Here is a 21,418-nt window from a genome sequence, read left to right as displayed (position 1 = left end):
AGAAAAGCGAGAGCTATAGAGTCGCTCTCGCTTTTCTTCTATTACATAAACATCATTGCAAATAACGGCCCGAGCAAACATGTCAAAATTGCTGTTAATGTCATTGTTACCGATCCAATAACACCTTCATGTTCATTATTTTTCATCGCTCTCATTACACCCATAATATGAGAAGCACATCCAAATCCGATACCTTTACCAACTGAGTTTGTAACGCGGCTCCATTTTAATAAAAGTGGGCCGGTAATCGTTCCAGTAATACCTGCGATAACAACGAAAGCTGCTGTTAATGACGGTACACCACCAACTTGCTCTGAAACACTCATCGCAACTGGCATTGTCACCGATTTTGGTAAAGAAGATAAAATTAAGCTTTTATCTGTTCCCATAAGTGATGCAATGGCAAAATCACTTGCGATTGCAACTGTTGTCCCTACTAATACGCCACCAGCAATCGGTACAACATATTTTTGCAGAACGTGACGTTGCTTATAAAGAGGAATTGCAAATGCTACAACACCGGGTCCGAGCAGTTTTGCAATCCAGCCACCACCGCTTTCCATATAATGTTGATATGGTATATCAAGCATGATAAATAAGAAAGCCATTAATCCTGTTGCTACAAGCATTGGAATGGTGAATGGTGTTGGAAATAATTTATAGATTTTTTTAGATAATTGGTATAATAGCACCGTAAAAAGAACCCAACCGATTCCGATTAATATTTGGCTCATCGCGACTCTCTTTCCTTTCTATTCGCAAGATATTGTCCTGTATGTCCTGCGACAATAATAATTAAAAATGTACTCGCTACAATTGTAATGAAAAGAGAAATTCCTTTACTCATAAAAAAAGCACCGTAATTCATTAGGCCAAGCGTTGGCGGAATTAATAAAAACGGCATAATAGCAACGAGTGTTTCTGCTCCTAAATCGAACCATTTCACTGGAAGGACTTTTAGGCTAAGTAAAACAAGTAAGAGAAACATTCCAATCAAACTTCCTGGAATCGGAATATTTAACACTTCTTGTACCCAAGTTCCAACCATATAAAAGACGTAAAGAGCAGCAATTTGGACAAGAATCTTTGTAAATTTCATGTTCATCATCCCTCATGTTTATACGATCTTCTCTTAATATCTTTATCATAGTATAAATTGTAAAAAGCTGCAATTTATCAACTTGACAGCAAAAACAGCTTATGTTAGACGCTTACAACCTTGATATGACTGGATTTCCGCATAGAAATTAAGTCAAAAACCTTGACCTAATATAAAAAGTTTTTATTTTCTGAATTTATAAGGTTGTTATTTCAATAAAATAATCTTTTTATCCTTAAGCTTACATATACATAAATAAGATAGGTGGTGAACATATGCCAAAAAAAGTTCTTATTTTTTGTGATCCTGGGATTGATGATGCGATGGCCCTCCTCTTAGCATTCTTTATCGATGAAATAGAAATCATCGGCATTGTTGCTGATTACGGCAATGTTCCAAAAGAAATGGCCGTACAAAATGCTCATTTTCTTAAGCACGAAACAAAAAATAGAAATATTAAGGTATTTGGTGGTTCAGAACAACCGCTTACTGGTGCCCCTCCTGCTTTCTTTACGGAAGTACACAGGAAACAGGGGCTCGGGCCAATTATTCCAAAGGGACATGTGACTAACGGAGAAATGGAGAATTTTTTCGAAGTTATTCCTCTTATTGAACAGTATAAAGATGAATTAATCATTGTGAGTTTAGGCAGACTTACCTCCCTAGCAATTTTATTCATCTTATGTAAACAGCTCATGAAGCAAGTTAAATCTTACTACGTAATGGGTGGTGCCTTTTTACATCCTGGTAATGTTACCCCTATTTCCGAAGCAAACTTTTATGGCGATCCTACTGCCGCTAATATAATCCTTCAATCCTCACCTAACATGTACATCTATCCATTAAACGTCACTCAGTATTCCATCATTACACCAGAAATGGCTGAATACATTGAAGCAAAAGGAAAAGCCCCACTCGTCAAACCGTTATTCGATCATTATTACTACGGATATTATAAAGACGCCTTACCGCATTTAAAGGGGAGCCCCTTCCATGACACAATACCAATACTCGCTTTACTTGATAACTCTATGTTTACGTATCACAAGTCACCTATTGTTGTTATGACAGAATCTTATGCACAAGGAGCAAGCATAGGGGAATTTCGCTCTTTAGAAGAATTTAAGCCATTTATTGATTGGCCGAGTCATCAAATCGCAATTGATTTTGATTATAACCGCTTCTTTAAACATTTCATGTCACTTATGACAGGTGAGCAATTTTAGCATAAAAAAACAGACCGTGATTTCTCACGGTCTGTCGTTATTTTCTACAATTATCGTTTGATGTTATAGAAAGATTTGATACCATCGTAAACAGCGATTTCGCCTAGTTCGTCTTCGATGCGTAATAATTGGTTGTACTTAGCAATACGGTCAGTACGGCTCATAGAACCAGTTTTGATTTGGCCAGCGTTAGTTGCAACTGCGATGTCAGCGATTGTAGCATCTTCAGTTTCACCAGAACGGTGAGATACAACTGCTGTGTAACCAGCACGTTTAGCCATTTCGATAGCTTCGAAAGTCTCAGTTAAAGTACCGATTTGGTTAACTTTAATTAAGATTGAGTTAGAGATACCTTTTTCGATACCTTCAGCAAGTTTTTGAGTGTTAGTTACGAATAAGTCGTCACCAACTAATTGTACTTTATCACCGATACGCTCAGTTAATAATTTGTGACCATCCCAGTCGTTTTCGTCTAAACCATCTTCGATAGAGATGATTGGGAAGTCTTTGCAAAGCTCTTCGTAGAAATCAACCATTTCTGCAGAAGTTAAGCCAGTACGGCCTTCGCCTGCAAGGTCATATTTACCAGTTTCTTTGTTGTAGAACTCAGAAGAAGCAACGTCCATTCCTAAGAATACGTTCTCGCCAGCTTTGTAACCAGCTTTTTCGATAGCTTCGATGATTACTTCTAATGCTTCACGGTTAGAACCAAGGTTTGGAGCGAATCCACCTTCGTCACCTACTGCAGTGTTAAGACCTTTGTCATGTAATACAGCTTTAAGTGCATGGAATACTTCAGCACCCATACGGATTGATTCTTTGAATGTTGGAGCACCAACTGGTAAGATCATGAACTCTTGGAAGTCTACGTTGTTATCAGCGTGAGAACCACCGTTGATGATGTTCATCATTGGAGTTGGTAATTGTTTTGCATTGAATCCACCAAGGTAACGGTATAATGGAAGACCTACGAAGTCAGCTGCTGCGTGAGCTACTGCCATAGATACACCAAGGATAGCGTTAGCGCCTAGTTTACCTTTGTTTGGAGTGCCATCTAATTCGATCATAGCACGGTCGATACCAGCTTGGTCAGTTACGTCGAAACCAACGATTTCTGGAGCGATTGCTTCGTTAACGTTGTTTACTGCATTTAGAACACCTTTACCAAGGTAACGAGATTTGTCACCGTCACGTAATTCTACTGCTTCGTGCTCACCAGTAGATGCACCACTTGGTACGATAGCGCGTCCGAAAGCGCCGCTTTCTGTGTAAACTTCTACTTCTACAGTTGGGTTACCACGAGAGTCAAGGACTTCGCGAGCATAAACATCAATAATTGTTGACATAATAAATTCTCTCCTTTTTATATAAGCAAATTATTTAATAATTGTTTTACCTGTCATTTCTTTCGGTTGTTCCACATTTAAAAGCGTAAGCATTGTTGGAGCGATATCTCCTAAAATACCACCTTCACGAAGCTCTACATCATTTTTTGTAACGATGAAAGGAACCGGGTTAGTTGTATGAGCTGTCATTGGTCCACCATCAGCAGTTAACTCCTGATCAGCATTACCATGGTCAGCAGTAATAAGTGCTACACCATCTTTTGCAAGAATCGCTTCTACAACTTTTCCTAAACATTCGTCAGTTGCTTCTACTGCTTTAATTGTTGGTTCCATCATCCCAGAATGGCCAACCATATCACAGTTTGCAAAGTTAAGAATGATAACATCATGTTTATCATTTTCGATTTCATTTACTAAAGCGTCCGTTACTTCGTAAATGCTCATTTCAGGTTTCAAGTCATACGTTGCAACCTTCGGTGAGTTAATTAAAATACGCTCTTCTCCTGGGAATTCAGCCTCACGACCACCGCTAAAGAAGAATGTAACGTGCGGATACTTTTCAGTTTCCGCGATGCGAAGTTGCTTTAATCCCGCTTGCGCAACAACTTCACCTAATGTGTTATCAAGGTTCATTGGCTTGAATGCCACGTAACCATCTACAGTTTCACTGAAATGTGTCATACAAACGAATTCAGGAATGTGAGGTACTTTTTCACCACGATCGAACTCACGGAAGTCTTCGTTTGTAAATACACGAGCAATTTGAATTGCACGGTCTGGACGGAAGTTATAGAAGATAACTGCATCATCATCATTGATTGTTGCAACTGGCGTGTTATCTTCGTTAACAATTACAGACGGCAATACGAATTCATCATAGATACCGTTCGCATAAGAGTCTTCTACACACTCTTCTGCTGATTTATAAGTAGGGCCTTCACCATTCACCATAGCACTGTAACATTTTTCCACGCGATCCCAACGCTTGTCACGGTCCATGGAGTAATAACGACCAGAGATAGTCGCGAATTGTCCTACTCCTGTTTCTTTAATTACTTCATTTGTTGCATCGATATAACCTTTTGCTGTTTGTGGTCCAACATCGCGGCCGTCTAAGAATGCATGGATATAAACTTTCTCCACGCCTTCTTTTGCTGCTAAGCGAAGAAGAGCAAACATATGGTTCATGTGACTGTGCACACCACCATCAGAAAGTAAACCGAATAAATGAAGAGCAGTACCTTTTTCTTTTACGCTTTTAATTGCATTTTGGAAAGTTTCGTTCTGATCGAACTCACCTTCACGAATTGCAACGTTTACGCGTGTTAAGCTTTGATATACGATGCGGCCAGCACCGATATTTAAGTGACCAACCTCAGAGTTACCCATTTGACCTTCTGGAAGACCTACTTCCTCACCACAAGCTGTAAGCGTTGTGTGAGGGAATTTGTTCCAGTAACCATCAAAATTAGGTTTCTTAGCTTGTGCTACAGCATTCCCATGAGTTTCTTCACGTAGTCCGAAACCATCAAGAATGATTAAAGCTGTTGGCTTTCTCATTTTACCGCCCCCAGAAGACCTAAGAACGAAGCAGGCTCTAAGCTAGCACCGCCAACTAAAGCGCCGTCGATGTCAGATTGTGCCATATACTCTTTAATGTTTTCTGGTTTTACGCTACCGCCGTATTGAATACGAACAGCTTCTGCAGCTTCTGTAGAAACAGCTTCTGCAACAACTTTACGGATGTGCGCACATACTTCGTTTGCATCTGCAGAAGAAGAAGATTTACCTGTACCGATAGCCCAGATTGGCTCATAAGCGATAACAGTTGCTTTAACTTGCTCTTCTGTTAAACCTGCAAGTGCTTTTGTCACTTGACCTGCTACTAGATCAAATGTTTTTCCGCTTTCGCGCTCTTCTAAAGTCTCACCACAACATACGATTGGTGTTAAACCATGTTCAAATGCTGCAAGAGTCTTTTTGTTTACTGACTCGTCTGTTTCAGCAAACATTTCACGACGCTCAGAGTGGCCAAGTACTACGTAGCCTACTTTTAAGTCGCTAAGTGCTACTGGGCTAATTTCGCCAGTGAATGCACCATTTTTTTCGAAGTGCATGTTTTGTGCACCTACTTGTAAATCAGTTCCTTCAGTTGCTGCTACTAAACGCTCTAAAAATAGAGCTGGAGAGCAAACTACTGCATCAACAGCTGAAGCTGCTGGGATTTGGCCTTTAACTTCCTCTACGAAGCTAACTGCTTCAGATAGAGTTTTATTCATTTTCCAGTTACCTGCGATAATTGGTTTACGCATGCTTTGCACCGTCCTTTTTCTTTGGCTGCTACTTATTTGTCGTTAAGACAAACTACACCTGGAAGCTCTTTGCCTTCCATGAATTCTAATGACGCACCGCCGCCAGTAGAAATGTGGCTCATTTTATCAGCCATACCGAATTTTTCAACAGCTGCTGCAGAGTCACCACCGCCGATAACAGAGTATGTATCTTCTGCATCTGCTAATGCTTGTCCTACTGCTTTTGTACCTTCTGCGAATGGAGTCATTTCGAATACACCCATTGGTCCATTCCATACAACAAGCTTAGAATTTTTAATTACATCTGCATAAATTTCACGTGTTTTAGGACCGATGTCCACGCCTTCCCAATTAGAAGGGATAGAGTCGATACCTACGATTTGAGTTGTTGCAGTTTCAGAGAATTCCTCTGTGATTACAACATCAACTGGCATGTAGAAGTTTACGCCTTTTTCTTTTGCAAGTTGCATAAATTCTTTTGCTAGTTCAATCTTGTCGTCTTCACATAGAGATAGACCAATTTCATGACCTAAAGCTTTAACGAATGTGTAAGCAAGTCCGCCACCGATGATTAAGTTATCTACTTTGTCTAATAGATGACGAATTACACCGATTTTATCTTTTACTTTCGCACCACCGATGATAGCTGTGAATGGACGTTCTGGGTTAGAAAGTGCTTTTCCAAGTACATCTAACTCTTTTTCCATTAATAAGCCAGATACTGCTGGTAGGTAGTCTGCGATACCTGCTGTAGAAGCGTGAGCACGGTGAGCTGCACCGAATGCATCGTTTACGAAGATATCAGCAAGAGCTGCAAATTCTTTCGCAAGTTCTGCATCGTTCTTTTCTTCGCCCGCATAGAAACGTACGTTTTCAAGAACTAATACGTCGCCTTCGTTCATTGCTGCAACCATTTCTTGTGCAACTGGTCCGAATGCTTCGTCTGCTTTTTTAACATCTTTACCAAGAAGCTCGCCTAAACGTGCTGCTACTGGAGTAAGACGTAATTCTTCTACTGCTTGACCTTTTGGACGGCCTAAGTGACTTGCTAAAATAACTTTCGCACCTTGCTCTACTAAATATTGAATTGTAGGAAGAGCTGCACGGATACGAGTTTCATCTGTAATTTTGCCTTCTTTCATAGGTACGTTGAAATCAACGCGGCAAAATACACGCTTACCTTTTAAATCTACGTCACGAATTGATTTTTTGTTCATTGGATTTCCCTCCGACTACTAGTTAGGATTGACAAAACCCACTCAAAAGCTTAACACATTTGCTTTTAAAACGAAAGAAGAGAGAGAGGGAACAAACCCTCTCCCTCGTTTTGTCATTGATTACTTATATAATTAAGAATTAAAGACCTTTAGAAGTCATGTATGCTGCTAGGTCTACTACGCGGTTAGAGTAACCAGTTTCGTTATCGTACCAAGAAAGTACTTTAACCATGTTACCTTCCATTACCATTGTAGATAATGCATCGATTGTAGAAGAAGCTGTACATCCGTTATAGTCGATAGATACTAATGGCTCTTCGCTGTATCCAAGGATACCTTTTAATTCGCCTTCAGCTGCTGCTTTGAATGCTGCGTTTACATCTTCAACTGTTACTTCTTTGTCAAGTTCAACAACTAAGTCAACAAGAGAAACGTTAGCAGTTGGAACACGTACAGCGCCACCGTTTAATTTACCTTTAAGTTCTGGTAATACTAATGCTACAGCTTTAGCTGCACCAGTAGATGTTGGGATCATGTTTTCAGCTGCTGCACGAGCACGACGTAAATCTTTGTGTGGTAAGTCTAAGATTTGTTGGTCGTTAGTGTAAGAGTGAATTGTTGTCATCATTCCGCGTTTTACGCCGAATTTTTCGTTTAATACTTTAGCGAATGGAGCTAGACAGTTTGTAGTACAAGAAGCGTTAGATACTACGTTGTGGTTAGCTGCATCGTATTGTTCGTGGTTAACACCCATAACTACAGTGATATCTTCGTCAGAAGCTGGAGCTGAGATGATAACTTTCTTAACTGATCCACCTAAGTGTTTTTCAGCGTCTGATTTTTTAGTGAAACGGCCAGTAGATTCTACTACTACTTCTACTCCGTAGTCGCTCCATGGTAATTGAGCTGGGTCACGCTCAGCGATAACTTTAATTTCTTTACCGTTAACAACGATGCTGTTTTCGTTAGCAGATACTTCTGCATTTAAAGTTCCGTGAACTGTGTCATATTTTAAAAGGTGAGCTAATGTTTTAGCATCTGTTAAGTCGTTGATTGCTACTACTTCTACCTCAGAGTTGTTAAGAGCTGCGCGGAATACGTTACGTCCGATACGTCCAAATCCATTAATACCAATTTTAGTCATTTGAATTTCCTCCTTGGGGGATTATATTAAAGGGTAATACCCTTTGTTAACTGTTTTGCTGCACCTTCATCTGTAATTAGAATTGAAGTGTGCCCTTGTTTAATTACAGCCTGTATTGCCTTTGCCTTTGAAGAACCTCCAGCGACTGCAACAACGTGAGATACATGTTGTAAATCCTCAAGTTGCATACCAACTGTTCTTACTTTATGAACAACATTTCCTTGTTCATTAAAGTAGTAACCGAAAGCTTCACCTACTGCTTCGCTTGCTTGAATCTTTAACCAATCTGCTTCTGAAGTATTTCTGCGACGTGCCATTGTTAACGCATCACCTATTCCATGAATGACGATATTGGAAGATCGAATCAACTCAAGAACTTCTTTCACGGAAGGCTCTGTCACAATAGACGCATATGCTTCGCTACTAACATGGTCTGGAACATACAATAAGCGATAATTACTCATCGTATTTTGTGCCATCTTGGCACAAATGGTATTGGCTTCTAATTCGACACCCTCTCCAATTCCACCACGCGCTGGGACAAATAGCATATGTAAATCTTTGCAATCAAGCTGCATCATGTCCGCAGCAGCAGCTAGCGTAGTTCCTCCAGCCACAGCAACGATATTATTCGCTGTCAGACGGTCTTTTATACAAGTCACACAAGCACGGCCCATCTCCAGTTTGACCCAAGGTGATTCATCACTATCACCAGGGACAACGAAAACTTCATCCAAGTCTAATGTTTCCTTAAGTTGCTTTTCTAAAACCTTTAACCCGGAAATTTCTTTCATAAAGTCTTCCAAAGCAAGAACTAAAGCTGTTCCTTCTTCTGTCAAAGTCATTCCAGAAGAAGCGACGTGAACTAAGTTTTGTTCTTTCAAAACTTGAACTTCACTTCGCAATACTCGTTCTGTCATACCGAGACTTGCTGACAAGTTTCTTCTTCCAATCGGCTGCATGAGCCTAATGTATTGAAGAATTTGCATTCTCGTTTGCATAACAGGTAGCAGATCAGGTAATAATTTTTTTGTGTTCTGAATCCATGAGCGCATATCTTTTCTCCTCACTACATTGGTTCATTTTTCCTCGTGGTCACTTTACGTCCCGTAGTGACATTTTGTGTCCCACATAGGTTAAAAAAATAATCCCTGCTACGTGTATTATTGTAACAGGAGATAGAAACTTATTCAACTCTTAACTGCATTCTTTATATAGTTTATTATGACACCTTTGTGAATGTTACCATATTCTACTTGTTTTCCGCCTATTTCTACCACCGGAATCATTAGGTGATATTTTTCTAAAAGGTCATTATCTTCATATATATTTATTTCCTCGATTTGAAAAGAATATTCACATTGTACTTCCTCTAAAACTTGTTTCGCCTGCACGCAAAGGCCACAATCTTTTTTTGTATACAGTACAACTTTCATATTCTTCACCTATCCGATCGTTTTTCGTAATGATGACGCTGGAATGTGCATTTGTTCTCTATACTTCGCCACTGTTCTTCGAGAAATAACGATTTCATGCTCTTCTTCTAATAATTTTGAAATCTTTTGATCTGAAAGTGGCTTTTTCTTATTCTCCGCCTCAACAAGCGTTTGGATAAATCGTTTCACACGCTTTGTAGAAACTGCTTCATCTTCAGTAGTCGAAACAGCATTACTAAAGAAAGATTTCATCTCAAATAAACCATGTGGTGTTTGCACATATTTATTTCGCGTTGCACGACTAATTGTAGATTCATGCACACTTAACTCTTCCGCTACCTCTTTTAAAGCAAGCGGTTTTAAATATTCTGGACCTTCCCAGAAGAAATCACGTTGTTTTTCCATAATAATAGTCATCACTTGCAGAAGCGTTTGTTTTCTCTGTTTTAAACTGCGCATAATCCACTGCACATGCTGATACTTTTCTGATACATAAGATGCTACTTCACTTTCACTATTATTCAGAAGCGCACTATACTCAGAATGAATTTCAATTCTCGGCATATTTCTCTCGTTCATTTGTAAAACGAGACGATCACCATCTTTTTTCACCGCCATATCAGGCACAATATAAAGCGGTTTATCAGAAGAAAACGCAAGACCTGGTTTCGGCTGTAATGACGTAATACAGTTCACCGCCGATTGCAATTCTTCATTACTACACTTCAACACTTGAACGAGCTTTCGCCAATCTTTCTTCACGAAATAAGCGAAGTGATCCTCTATAACCTCTTCCGCTAATCCATTCCGTCTTTGTAAGCGCTTCAATTGTAAAGTTAGACATTCCTGAATATTACGCGCTCCTACCCCTGCTGGCTCGAGTGATTGGACAAGCTCTACAAAGCGGGCGACTTCATGAATCGGTGCGGAAAGGAGATCCGCTAACTCTTCGTTCGTTTCTTGTAAATACCCATTTCCATCCATGTTCATAATAATGAAAGAAGCTATTTTTCGCTCTTCTTCATCTATTTTATAATACTGTATTTGATTTAATAAATGTTGCTGAATCGTTGTTGAATCCACACTGTAGATTTCCATTTGATTCTCGACTTGTTTGCTGGTACTTTTACTGTTGTTAGAGCTCTTTTTCTTCTCCCTCTCAAAACCACCTAACTCAATAAGGGGATTCTCTAACGATTGCTCATACAAAAACTCCGATAATTCTTGTACATTATACTGGAGCATTGTAATCGCTTGCCTTAACTCTTGTGTCATTGCCAAACGTAAGCTTTGTTCTTGTAAAAGACTTGCCTTCAAACTAATCTCCCCCTTGTTTCTATTGTACAATAAGTTTGGTAAAAGGAGAATGCTATCACAGACACCCATTCCAAAATATTATTAGTTTATATGTATTAATGAGATTTACAACTTACAACCGAAATTTGAATAATATTGAAAGAAAATAATAAGTTGCTAAATTGTTATCAAGTACTAATAGTAAATCTTATTACTAGATATAACAAGAGGGGAATAAAAAAATCCTAACCTACAAAACGTAAGTTAGGACTTTTTGACGCGCCCAGAGGGATTCGAACCCCCGGCAGACGTGGTACCGGAAACCACCGCTCTATCCGACTGAGCTATGGGCGCATGATTATAGAAAATACTTCATTTTCTTTTCATAATAATAGCAATAAAATCCATCTAAATCAATAAAAATATCCCTGTAATCCTTTATGCACCTTAGTTAGGAATATATTAACAAAGTACTACCCCCTAAATTTTCCAATCATAAATTCACCCCAACTCACAAATTATAACCTTTGAATTGATATTCCAAAGGAGGCTTCATTCAATGACTGTAATTACAAAACTAAAGCAAACTGTTTCTGGATTAAAAAGTGCACAAGCTAGCTTAGAGGGATTCGCTCTTGATACGGATAACCAACAAGCAAAGCAACTTTTCCAAACAGCTGCAGAGCAAACGCAAACGATTATCGATTCTTTAAACCCACGCGTTGAAGAAGTCCAACAAGAAGAACCACAATACTCACAGCAATAACGGATTAGTCATGCTGTGAAATAGAAAAAGGATGATATGCAGTCATCCTTTTTCTATCACATTACATATTGCAATAGAAATGGAATGATAATCATGCGAAAACTCGGTCTCATAACCGCATTATTTGCCCTTCTATGTAGCTCTTTTACCGGATGTGATACTAGTCCCTTAGATAAAAAAGTGAAAGAAGAAGCAAAACGAACGGAGAAAGAAAAAGGTCCCAAGCTAACAAAGACGAGTACGGAATCCTTTAATCAATCTATATCACAAGGAGCCAAGAAAACGGCTCTCGCTATGGAAGAAATTATAAAAAGCACAGCAGTAAATTCAAATTTAGATCTCTACATAGCAGTGACACCGGAGCATCACGAAAGGTTTGGATTAAAACCTCTGCGTAAGAAGCTTCAAAAGCAGCTAAGTGATGAGCATCCTACTTTCGATGTTCGTGTAAGTACTGATAAAAAAATCTTTATGTTACTCGAAAAGCTTGAGAGCAAAATTAAGAAAAAAGAAGTATCTAAAAACGAGATCAATAAGCAATTAAAACTCATTGGGAAAAAAATGGAGTCTAACACTTAACGCTTTTTAATAGAAAAGGAAGGATCGCAATGTCTAGTAAAGATAAGAACTTAACCCCTGTGCAACAAGAGTATAAAAAATTCGAGCAAGAACGCGAACCGAAGCGCCCTGTCTTGAAAAATTGTATTAAAGCCTTTTTCGTTGGTGGTTTTATTTGCTTCATCGGACAACTCATTTCTACGTTTTATATCACATATTTTGATTTCACTGAACGTTCAGCAGGAAATCCAACAGTCGCAACTCTCATTTTCATTTCCATGTTACTAACTGGTTTCGGTATATATGACCGCTTTGGGCAGTTTGCTGGAGCAGGCACAGCTGTACCCGTCACTGGATTTGGTAACTCTGTTATTGCCGCATGTATCGAACACCGAACAGAAGGGTTCGTACTCGGCGTTGGAGGAAATATGTTTAAATTAGCCGGCTCCGTTATTTTGTTTGGTGTATTTTCAGCTTTCGTCATCGCACTTATTAAAACGATTCTCGTTCAATGGGGAGGGCTATAAATGTTACAAGGACACCGAACATGGGTATTTGAAAACAAACCAGTTATTATTTCGACAGGAGTCGTTGGCGGGCCATTTGAAGCAAAAGGAAACATTCCAGAAGACTTCGATATCCTTCATGAAGATTTATGGCTCGGCCAGGATTCCTATGAAAAAGCACATAAAATTTTGTTCGAAGAAGCTTGTAGCCGCGCTACTGAAAAAGCAGAACTTCGTAAAGACGATATTCAATTCGTACTTGCAGGAGATTTAATTAATCAAATCACTCCAACAAGCTTTGCCTGCCGCACACTCGGCACACCATATCTCGGATTATTTGGCGCTTGTTCTACTTCTATGGAAGGATTAGCACTCGGGGCAAGCATTGTAAATGCAAAAGGTGCAAAATATTTATTAACTGGGGCATCTAGTCATAACGCTGCTGTAGAGAAGCAGTTCCGATATCCAACTGAATACGGCGGTCAAAAACCGCCTACCGCACAATGGACAGTAACCGGGGCAGGTGCGGCTATTTTAAGCGACACTGGACATGGTCCTAGGGTAACTTCTGCCACAATCGGGCGAGTGATTGATATGGGATTAACAGATCCTTTTAATATGGGTGGTGCGATGGCCCCAGCAGCTGTCGATACGATTGAAGCCCATTTACGCGAACGACAAATTGACGCCTCTTATTACGATTTAATTGTAACAGGTGATCTTGGACATGTCGGTCGCGAAATTGCTTATGACCTACTACATAAACACGGAACAAAAGTAACGAGCGAACAGTTTCAAGATTGCGGCATACTCATTTATAGAGAAGGGCAACCTGTCATAGCTGGTGCTAGCGGACCGGGATGTTCCGCAACAGTCGTGTACGGTCATTTATTAAACCGAATGAAAAGAGGAGAGTTCAAAAAAATACTTGTCGTTGCGACAGGCGCTTTACTATCTCCACTTACATTCCAACAAGAAGAAACGATTCCGTGTATCGCTCACGCCGTTTCGATTGAATTTGGAGGTGCAACGCAATGATTTTTTTCTGGGCTTTCGTCATCGGCGGACTCATATGTGTAATCGGCCAACTTATGTTTGATGTTGTAAAACTTACACCCGCTCATACAATGGCAACACTCGTAGTTGCCGGAGCTATATTAGACGGATTCAATTTGTATGAACCATTAATTGATTTTGCTGGAGCCGGGGCAACTGTACCTATTACAAGTTTCGGTAATGCCCTCGTTCACGGCGCAATGGAAGAAGCTGCAAAACACGGCATCGTTGGCGTCATTACCGGCATGTTTAAAGTAACGAGCGCCGGCGTATCCGCAGCTATTATTTTCGGCTTCATTGGAGCTTTGCTATTCAAACCGAAAGGATAAGGTGTTCGTATGACAGTTATCGCTAGCGTTAAAACTTGCCTTGCTAGTGTAAGGGGCGCTCAAGCAAGTTTAAGCTCCCTTTCACTAAATTCTACAGATAACGAAGCAAAACGTGTATTTCATGAATGTATGTTAGAAATGGACAGTGTCATCGCTGATTTACAGGATAGAGTTTCAGTATTAGAACGTGAAGAACCTCAATATAGAGGGTTTTAAGTAGACTGGAGGAAATGACTATGTCTCACCTACCGGAATGGACACTTGTCATCCTTCGCTCTGTATTCATATTAATTATTTTATTCACTATTACAAAGTGCTTAGGAAAAAGGCAAATCTCTCAGCTTTCCTTTTTTGAATACATAGCGGGAATGACAATCGGTGATATCGCTGCTCAAATAGCTACAGGGCTTGATCAAAAGTTTTTCCATGGTGTCTTTGCAATACTTATTTTCGCCTCGGTACCTTTTTTCGTTGGAATTCTTTCCTTGAAAAACAAAACTGCTAGAGATTTTTTTGAAGGAAAATCTACAGTGTTAATAAAAGATGGCAAAGTACTTGAGGATAATTTAAAGAAAGAAAAATACACAAGTGATGAGTTACTTGAACTTCTTAGAGGAAATGGTACATTCAGTATAGCTGAAGTTGAATTTGCTGTCTTAGAACCGAGCGGAGAATTAAATGTATTATTAAAGAAAGATGCTCAACCACTTACTGCAAAAGATCTCGGTTTAAAAGTACCAAATGAAAAAGAACCACAAACTGTTATTATGGATGGGAATGTACTAGACGGCCCCCTTTCAGCAAGTGGGCATAACCGTGCTTGGTTACATTCTGAGCTAGAAAAGCTCGGTGTTGTTATTGAAAATGTCTTTCTCGGTCAAGTGGATTCATACGGACAACTTACTATCGACATTTATAATGACAAACTACAAATGCCTTCTCCTCAAAATAAGCCTTTATTATTAGCATCTTTAAAAAAATGTCATGCTGATCTTGAACTATTTTCCCTAGAAACAAAGTCGAAATCAGCGAGCGAAATGTATAGTAAAAACGCGAAACAAATCGAAAAGATTTTAAATAAAGTAACCTATCTTTTAAAAGAATAACTATCAAAAGAACGCTTCAATAAAAAGGCGTTCTTTTCTTTTTTTCTACAGTTTTTATAACGTTTAAATTTATGTAATTCGGTTATGATGTTGAAGATACATAAGCAGGGAATTTCAAAAACATAGCGAATAATTCATGGTACAACTACATATTTTTTTGATTTAAAGTGGTTTCGTTTGACCTTTATTGACCATAATTGTATTATAAGACTAAGAAAGCTTTAGAAGGAGGAAATAACAGATGAATTTAATTCCTACAGTAATTGAACAAACAAATCGTGGAGAACGCGCTTACGATATTTACTCTCGACTATTAAAAGACCGCATCATTATGCTTGGTAGTGCAATTGATGACAATGTAGCTAACTCAATCGTTTCCCAGCTTTTATTCTTGGAATCTCAAGATCCAGAAAAAGATATTCACATCTACATCAATAGCCCTGGTGGTTCTATCACAGCAGGTATGGCAATTTACGATACAATGCAATTTATTAAACCACAAGTATCAACAATCTGTATCGGTATGGCTGCATCTATGGGTGCATTCTTACTTGCAGCAGGTGAAAAAGGAAAACGTTATGCACTTCCAAACAGTGAAGTAATGATTCACCAACCACTTGGCGGAGCACAAGGTCAAGCGACTGAAATCGAAATCGCTGCAAAACGTATCCTATTCTTACGTGAAAAACTAAACCAAATTCTTGCTGACCGCACAGGTCAACCACTTGAAGTACTACAACGCGACACAGACCGCGACAACTTCATGACAGCTGAAAGAGCTCTAGAATACGGCTTAATCGATAAGATCTTTACAAATCGTTAATAACTAAAAGCGGAAGCGGCTCGTTCAGAATCGCAGGGTGTTGGAGCTTTTACATTCGAGGCGCTTTTTGCCTCGAATGTAAAAGCGAAACAACCGGAGATTCTAGCCGCTGGAGCTGGATAGATTAAAAGCGGAAGCGCCCTATAATTGGGCGCTTCTTTTATATATTGTTCCCCGCTCACATACCCCACCTAGTATACCCCTAAATATATCGGCGATTTTTCAAATATATCGACCGTAACTCCAATTATATCGGCGATTATTTTAATATATCGACGATTCAACACAACTTATCGACTTACCGACAATCCTCGACAAGCACGCGCCCCCTACATACCCGACTCCCAACACCAAATAACAAAACAAAAAAGCTATCGCACATGCGCGATAGCTTCTTATTGTATATATGCAGCTAATGCTTCTAAAGCTTCTTCTGCATCTGAACCTTCTGTTGTAATTGTTATCATGCTACCAGTTCCAATTGCTAAGCTCATAATCCCCATTATGCTCTTTGCATTCACTGTCTTTCCATCTTTCTCGATGAAGATATCCGCATGAAAGCGATTGGCCTCTTGTACAAACAACGCAGCCGGACGTGCTTGTAAACCGTTTTTTAATGAAACCTTAACTCGTTTTTGAACCACAGCTCCATTTCCCCTTTAACCTCTTATTTTTTTGCTACCGCTTCCCCCGCGCGTAATTTCTCTGCAATCTCATCGATTTTACGCAAACGATGATTAATACCCGATTTACTAATTTTCCCCCCGGATACCATCTCGCCTAACTCTTTCAATGTTACATCTTGATAATCTCTTCGTAATTGTGCAATTTCTCGCAGTTTATCTGGTAATATATCAAGACCAACTGTCTCATCAATATAACGGATATTTTCAATCTGCCTTAGCGCTGCACCAATTGTTTTATTTAAATTGGCTGTTTCGCAGTTCACTAAACGATTTACTGAATTACGCATATCGCGAACGATTCGAATGTCTTCAAATCTTAAAAGTGCATTATGAGCGCCTATAATATTTAAAAACTCCGTAATCTTTTCTGCTTCTTTCAAATACGTAATGTACCCTTTTCTTCTTTCCAACGTCTTACTATTTAAATCAAATCCGTTCATCAATTCACATATAGCATCATTATGTTCCTTATATAACGAAAAGACCTCTAAATGATAAGATGATGTTTCTGGGTTATTTACTGAACCACCTGCTAAAAATGCACCTCGTAAATACGATCGTTTACAACATTTCTTCTCGATTAATTCCTGGGATATATTTCGAATTAACGAAAAGTCGTCTCGAACAATATGAAGATCAGCTAATATTTCGCGAGACTTCTCAACAAGCCGCACAATATATACATTATTTTTCTTCAATCGCATTTTTTTACGAACAAGTAATTCTACCGTCACGTCATATCCTTTTTTCAAAAGCGTATAAATCCTTCTTGCGATTGCCGCATTCTCCGTTTGAATATCGATAGATAGACGACGGTTTGAAAAAGAAAGCGATCCGTTCATTCGAAGTAACGCTGATAATTCTGCTTTCTCACAGCATTCCTTCACCTCAAGATTCGTTAGCTCTTTCTTTGTTTCTGATGCAAATGACACAGTCAACACCTCCTTATACGATTACTTTGGAACAAAAATCTTGTCCTATATGAAATGATGAGCGTTACCTCAAACGAGGCAACGCACATCTACAACAGTGAATATAAAATAGAAGCTAGTTTTAATGTATCGTGCCTTACAACACGATCATCATACTTCGCTAATTGATCTTGAATGACATCAATATTGCTCTCTGTAAAACGCTCTTCATCTACTACAACTGGTGCCGACAGTTCTTCCTCATATAACTGACGTAATTCACAAGGAATATCACGGTTATTTACAATTGCAGTATCAATAAATGGTTTACCTAAATGATCATGTAACGCCTGCACATGGTCAAACGCAGTATATCCCATCGTTTCACCAGCTTGCGTCATAACATTACACACATATACCTTCTTCGCTTTTGCAGCAAGAACAGCGTCCCCGATTTTGTTAACAACTAAATTCGGTAATATACTCGTATACAAACTTCCTGGACCAAAAACAAGTAAATCAGCTCGTTTAATCTCAGCCAACGTTTCATGTAACGGCTCTACATCTTCTGGAGTTAAAAAGACGCGGTTAATCTTCTTCCCGGAATAAGGAATCTTTGATTCACCTGTTACAATTTCTCCATCTTCTAGTTCCGCATGAAGTACCGCACTTTGGTTAGCTGCCGGTAACACACGTCCTCTGACATTTAACACTTTACTCGTTTCCGTAATCGCATGGAAGAAGTCTCCTGTAATCGAGGTCATACCCGCTAATAATAAATTTCCTAACGCATGACCTTTCAGCCCGTCTCCCGTTGTGAAACGATGCTGAAATAAAGCTTCCACCAGCGGCTCTACATCTGATAACGCAACAAGTACGTTACGAATGTCACCTGGGGGTGGAATTTCGAGCTCATCACGTAATCTACCTGAACTGCCACCATCATCAGCGATTGTAACAACTGCTGTAATATCAACTGGATATTGTTTTAATCCTCGTAATAAAACAGAGAGTCCAGTACCGCCTCCCATGATAACAATTTTAGGTTTTCTCTCTTTTTTCATCCCTTAATGGCCCTTTCTCTTCTCCACATCACGATGAGATACATGAACGCTATACTCTGGTTTCAAATGTTTCCCAAGGTATTCTGTAAGCGTAACAGAACGATGCTGTCCACCTGTACATCCAATTGCAATTACAAGTTGACTCTTGCCTTCTCTTTTATAATGAGGCAGCATGAAAGTAATAAGATCCGTCAATTTTTCTAAAAACTTATGTGTCTCATTAAATTTCAGCACATACGATGAAACTTCTTCATCTAGTCCTGTTAATGGCTTCATATGTGGAATGTAATATGGATTTGGTAAAAAACGAACATCAAATACTAAATCTGCATCAATTGGAATACCGTACTTAAATCCAAATGACATAACATTTACACGAAATGCTTGCTCAGTTTCAGTTGAAAACAGATGAACAATTTTTTCACGTAATTCTTTCGGTTTTAAATCCGATGTATCCAGCACAATATTTGCTCGCGCCTTCATATCAGTTAATAAGCCACGCTCCATCTCGATTCCCTTTAACGGCAAACCAGTTGGTGCAAGTGGATGCGAACGTCTCGTTTCTTTATAACGAGTTACAAGCGTGCCATCTTTCGCATCTAAGAATAAAATATGAGGAATAATCCATGTACGTTCTGATAAATCATCAAGTGCTCCCCATAAATGTTCGAAAAACTCTCGGCCACGTAAATCAACGCCAAGTGCCACTTTATTCATTTTCCCTTTTGAATCCGCCATAAGCTCAATAAACTTCGGCAATAACATCGGTGGTAAATTATCTACACAGAAATATCCTAAATCTTCAAAACTTTGTAAAGCTACTGTCTTTCCAGCTCCAGACATTCCTGTAATAATTACCATTTTTATATCATTATTCTCTGTCATCTTATCCTCTCCTTGACGGTTTAACTCGGATCTAATCGATATGAAAGCAACTCAAAATCTGGGGTATATACAAATGTACCGTAGATTATGCCATTTCCTTTAATTAAATAATCAATAATGTGATAATCTCCTGGTGCCATTGCTAAATCATCAATTTTGTCAAATGTATGCCAACCAATGATGCCTTCTTCGCTCTCTAGTTTGTTTTCTCCTGCAAAATCTGTCGCTAAAAAGGAGAACATCATCCATTCAGAAACAACTTTATCACCTTCTTGGATGACAAAGGTGAAGACCCCTTTTAACGCTGGGTTCTTTAAATAAATACCTGTTTCTTCACGATACTCGCGAACAACGGAATCTCTTACTGTCTCACCACGCTCCATTTTCCCGCCTGGTGCAACCCACCAATTTCGGCGAGGTTTTTGGAGTAAGAGTACTTCATTATCTCTAATTAACACACAGTTTGTCACTCTTTGCATGTTTCTTCACCTCAGCTACTTGCAGTAAATTTCTCACTGCATACTCATTTCATTATACTATCAAAAACAGTTTGCTACAACGAAGGAGCCAGTCCTCTTTCGCTAAGCACATGCTACTCAACAATTTTAAAAAAGCTTTCTAGAACAAGCAATGTAAATGCCTAGACTTTCAATGAATAGCATGAAAAATCCCCTTAACGATTTTTATCGCCAAGGGGATTAAAGTCCTTATTTCTTACCGAAATAAGTAACAATCGCAAATCCTAAAATAAAGGTAATAATTGAACTTATAATTGAAAATCCTCCAGTTGGAATACCAGGGAACACAATTACAATCGAGCCGATAACAAGTCCAATAATTGCCGCAAATGTCATACTTTTATAACGATCTAACAAGAAACTAATTCCTTTACTACTTACAACAAACCCCGCCATAACACCAGCACCGATAACTACGATTAAAGGTAAGTTCAGTGTAGTTAAAGCATTAATTGCTGTCGGATACACACCAATAATTAATAAAATAAATGATCCGCTAATTCCAGGAAGCAACATAGCCATACTAGCCATCCAGCCCGCGAAAAATAAACCAATTGCATTTAAAATTGTTAACGTCGTAATTGGATCTGCTGCCTTATCTGGTTTAAAGAAAGCTGTGATCGCAACAAGTATTGCTGCAACTATTAATAAAACAATGTGCTTAGCTTTAAACGACGACTTTGCATCAGCTTCTCTCATTAACATCGGTAATATACTAATAATTAAACCGAGGAAGAAAAATTGAGTCGGTTCATAATGATTTGCAAGTAAATATTTAATAACGTGACTTAACGTTAAAAACGCTGCTGCCACACCAGCTGCAAGGGGAATTAAAAATCCTAAATGTTTTTTCCATTCGCGACTAAAGAATCCACTAATTGCCGCAAGCAATTGTTCATAAATCCCTAACACAACAGCGATTGTACCGCCGCTCACACCAGGAATTAAATCACTAACGCCCATACAAAATCCACGATATATATTACGCCATTCCATACTGAATAAATTCCTCATTTCTTATAGTGATTTTTCCGTAAAGTCCAGTATATCAATAAGAAAGCTTATAATCCCAATATTTTTTGACAAAACTTTGACATTTTCATAAAAAAAAGAAAGCTCCTATCGGTAGCTTTC

The 21,418-nt window shown here is 38.9% G+C and carries 25 protein-coding genes and 1 tRNA gene; 9 read left to right on the top strand and 17 right to left on the bottom strand.

Features of this window, described 5'->3' with window-relative positions; all coding sequences use genetic code 11:
- Nucleotides 1–41: 41 nt before the first annotated feature.
- Nucleotides 42–734: an LrgB family protein gene (locus QCI46_RS01810; RefSeq protein WP_000078299.1), complete on the bottom strand. Its 693-nt coding sequence runs from the start codon at nt 732–734 to the stop codon at nt 42–44.
- Entirely contained in the window at nt 731–1,099 is a 369-nt protein-coding gene (locus QCI46_RS01805) for a CidA/LrgA family holin-like protein (RefSeq protein WP_000673225.1), read from the bottom strand. The genes QCI46_RS01810 and QCI46_RS01805 overlap by 4 nt, the downstream gene beginning before the upstream one ends.
- A gap of 275 nt (nt 1,100–1,374) precedes the next feature.
- Here QCI46_RS01805 and QCI46_RS01800 point away from each other — a divergent pair, with 275 nt between their 5' ends.
- The gene (locus tag QCI46_RS01800; RefSeq protein WP_353839470.1) at nt 1,375–2,325 is read left to right on the top strand and encodes a nucleoside hydrolase; all 951 of its coding nucleotides are present in this window, start codon (nt 1,375–1,377) and stop codon (nt 2,323–2,325) included.
- A gap of 50 nt (nt 2,326–2,375) precedes the next feature.
- Here QCI46_RS01800 and eno read toward each other — a convergent pair whose 3' ends face one another.
- The 9 genes from eno to QCI46_RS01755 form a co-directional block, all read right to left on the bottom strand.
- The gene (eno, locus tag QCI46_RS01795) at nt 2,376–3,671 is read right to left on the bottom strand and encodes a phosphopyruvate hydratase (protein WP_000103948.1); all 1,296 of its coding nucleotides are present in this window, start codon (nt 3,669–3,671) and stop codon (nt 2,376–2,378) included.
- Between the two features lie 30 nt (nt 3,672–3,701).
- Nucleotides 3,702–5,231 carry a 2,3-bisphosphoglycerate-independent phosphoglycerate mutase gene (gpmI, locus tag QCI46_RS01790; RefSeq protein WP_001231145.1) on the bottom strand — a complete coding sequence of 510 codons (1,530 nt, stop codon included), beginning with the start codon at nt 5,229–5,231 and terminating at the stop codon, nt 3,702–3,704.
- A complete protein-coding gene (gene tpiA, locus QCI46_RS01785; RefSeq protein ID WP_001231043.1) occupies nt 5,228–5,983 on the bottom strand; it encodes a triose-phosphate isomerase in 756 nt (251 codons plus the stop codon). The genes gpmI and tpiA overlap by 4 nt, the downstream gene beginning before the upstream one ends.
- 32 nt (nt 5,984–6,015) lie before the next feature.
- Nucleotides 6,016–7,200, bottom strand: a complete 1,185-nt coding sequence (locus QCI46_RS01780; protein WP_001036332.1) for a phosphoglycerate kinase — start codon at nt 7,198–7,200, stop codon at nt 6,016–6,018.
- Between the two features lie 139 nt (nt 7,201–7,339).
- A complete protein-coding gene (gap, locus tag QCI46_RS01775; RefSeq protein ID WP_000161234.1) occupies nt 7,340–8,344 on the bottom strand; it encodes a type I glyceraldehyde-3-phosphate dehydrogenase in 1,005 nt (334 codons plus the stop codon).
- 26 nt (nt 8,345–8,370) lie between these two features.
- Complete coding sequence (gene cggR, locus QCI46_RS01770) at nt 8,371–9,399, bottom strand: gapA transcriptional regulator CggR (RefSeq protein WP_001258183.1); 1,029 nt, start codon at nt 9,397–9,399, stop codon at nt 8,371–8,373.
- A 135-nt stretch (nt 9,400–9,534) separates the two neighbouring features.
- On the bottom strand, nt 9,535–9,780 hold the full coding sequence (locus tag QCI46_RS01765; protein WP_000869731.1) for a glutaredoxin family protein: 246 nt from the start codon (nt 9,778–9,780) through the stop codon (nt 9,535–9,537).
- A gap of 9 nt (nt 9,781–9,789) precedes the next feature.
- Complete coding sequence (rpoN, locus tag QCI46_RS01760) at nt 9,790–11,097, bottom strand: RNA polymerase factor sigma-54 (RefSeq protein ID WP_327959573.1); 1,308 nt, start codon at nt 11,095–11,097, stop codon at nt 9,790–9,792.
- Nucleotides 11,098–11,354: 257 nt separating this feature from the next.
- Nucleotides 11,355–11,430: transfer RNA gene (locus QCI46_RS01755), tRNA-Arg, on the bottom strand.
- Nucleotides 11,431–11,635: 205 nt separating this feature from the next.
- On the opposite strand from QCI46_RS01755, the gene QCI46_RS01750 reads away from it, so the two are divergent.
- The 8 genes from QCI46_RS01750 to clpP all read left to right on the top strand — a co-directional run bounded on the left by QCI46_RS01750 (nt 11,636) and on the right by clpP (nt 16,220).
- Nucleotides 11,636–11,842: a DUF1657 domain-containing protein gene (locus QCI46_RS01750; protein ID WP_000216160.1), complete on the top strand. Its 207-nt coding sequence runs from the start codon at nt 11,636–11,638 to the stop codon at nt 11,840–11,842.
- Nucleotides 11,843–11,935: 93 nt separating this feature from the next.
- Nucleotides 11,936–12,421 (top strand): hypothetical protein, encoded by a 486-nt coding sequence (locus QCI46_RS01745; RefSeq protein ID WP_353839468.1) that lies wholly within the window; start codon nt 11,936–11,938, stop codon nt 12,419–12,421.
- A 29-nt stretch (nt 12,422–12,450) separates the two neighbouring features.
- Nucleotides 12,451–12,927, top strand: coding sequence for a stage V sporulation protein AC (spoVAC, locus tag QCI46_RS01740; protein ID WP_000095399.1), 477 nt, complete (start codon nt 12,451–12,453; stop codon nt 12,925–12,927).
- Complete coding sequence (gene spoVAD / locus QCI46_RS01735; protein WP_087983063.1) at nt 12,928–13,944, top strand: stage V sporulation protein AD; 1,017 nt, start codon at nt 12,928–12,930, stop codon at nt 13,942–13,944.
- Nucleotides 13,941–14,291, top strand: a complete 351-nt coding sequence (spoVAE, locus tag QCI46_RS01730; RefSeq protein WP_000575924.1) for a stage V sporulation protein AE — start codon at nt 13,941–13,943, stop codon at nt 14,289–14,291. The genes spoVAD and spoVAE overlap by 4 nt, the downstream gene beginning before the upstream one ends.
- A 9-nt stretch (nt 14,292–14,300) precedes the next feature.
- Complete coding sequence (locus QCI46_RS01725; RefSeq protein WP_087983999.1) at nt 14,301–14,507, top strand: DUF1657 domain-containing protein; 207 nt, start codon at nt 14,301–14,303, stop codon at nt 14,505–14,507.
- 20 nt (nt 14,508–14,527) lie between these two features.
- Nucleotides 14,528–15,397 (top strand): DUF421 domain-containing protein, encoded by an 870-nt coding sequence (locus QCI46_RS01720; protein WP_327959575.1) that lies wholly within the window; start codon nt 14,528–14,530, stop codon nt 15,395–15,397.
- 241 nt (nt 15,398–15,638) lie between these two features.
- Complete coding sequence (gene clpP / locus QCI46_RS01715) at nt 15,639–16,220, top strand: ATP-dependent Clp endopeptidase proteolytic subunit ClpP (protein WP_001049163.1); 582 nt, start codon at nt 15,639–15,641, stop codon at nt 16,218–16,220.
- 395 nt (nt 16,221–16,615) lie between these two features.
- Here clpP and QCI46_RS01710 read toward each other — a convergent pair whose 3' ends face one another.
- The 6 genes from QCI46_RS01710 to QCI46_RS01685 form a co-directional block, all read right to left on the bottom strand.
- Nucleotides 16,616–16,864 carry an HPr family phosphocarrier protein gene (locus QCI46_RS01710; RefSeq protein ID WP_000250305.1) on the bottom strand — a complete coding sequence of 83 codons (249 nt, stop codon included), beginning with the start codon at nt 16,862–16,864 and terminating at the stop codon, nt 16,616–16,618.
- 23 nt (nt 16,865–16,887) lie between these two features.
- Complete coding sequence (gene whiA, locus QCI46_RS01705; protein WP_000006569.1) at nt 16,888–17,838, bottom strand: DNA-binding protein WhiA; 951 nt, start codon at nt 17,836–17,838, stop codon at nt 16,888–16,890.
- An 89-nt stretch (nt 17,839–17,927) separates the two neighbouring features.
- Nucleotides 17,928–18,881 carry a gluconeogenesis factor YvcK family protein gene (locus QCI46_RS01700; RefSeq protein ID WP_000712181.1) on the bottom strand — a complete coding sequence of 318 codons (954 nt, stop codon included), beginning with the start codon at nt 18,879–18,881 and terminating at the stop codon, nt 17,928–17,930.
- Nucleotides 18,882–18,884: 3 nt separating this feature from the next.
- Nucleotides 18,885–19,766, bottom strand: coding sequence for an RNase adapter RapZ (rapZ, locus tag QCI46_RS01695; RefSeq protein ID WP_000138461.1), 882 nt, complete (start codon nt 19,764–19,766; stop codon nt 18,885–18,887).
- Nucleotides 19,767–19,786: 20 nt separating this feature from the next.
- A complete protein-coding gene (locus QCI46_RS01690; protein WP_001190080.1) occupies nt 19,787–20,245 on the bottom strand; it encodes an NUDIX hydrolase in 459 nt (152 codons plus the stop codon).
- A gap of 228 nt (nt 20,246–20,473) precedes the next feature.
- Nucleotides 20,474–21,280 (bottom strand): DUF368 domain-containing protein, encoded by an 807-nt coding sequence (locus QCI46_RS01685; RefSeq protein ID WP_353839467.1) that lies wholly within the window; start codon nt 21,278–21,280, stop codon nt 20,474–20,476.
- Nucleotides 21,281–21,418 lie beyond the last annotated feature (138 nt).

This window comes from Bacillus cereus group sp. RP32, from assembly GCF_040459735.1.
GTDB lineage: Bacteria > Bacillota > Bacilli > Bacillales > Bacillaceae_G > Bacillus_A > Bacillus_A wiedmannii.
The sequence above is the reverse complement of the archived record's forward strand: the minus strand, read 5'-3'. Positions and strand labels throughout refer to the sequence as shown.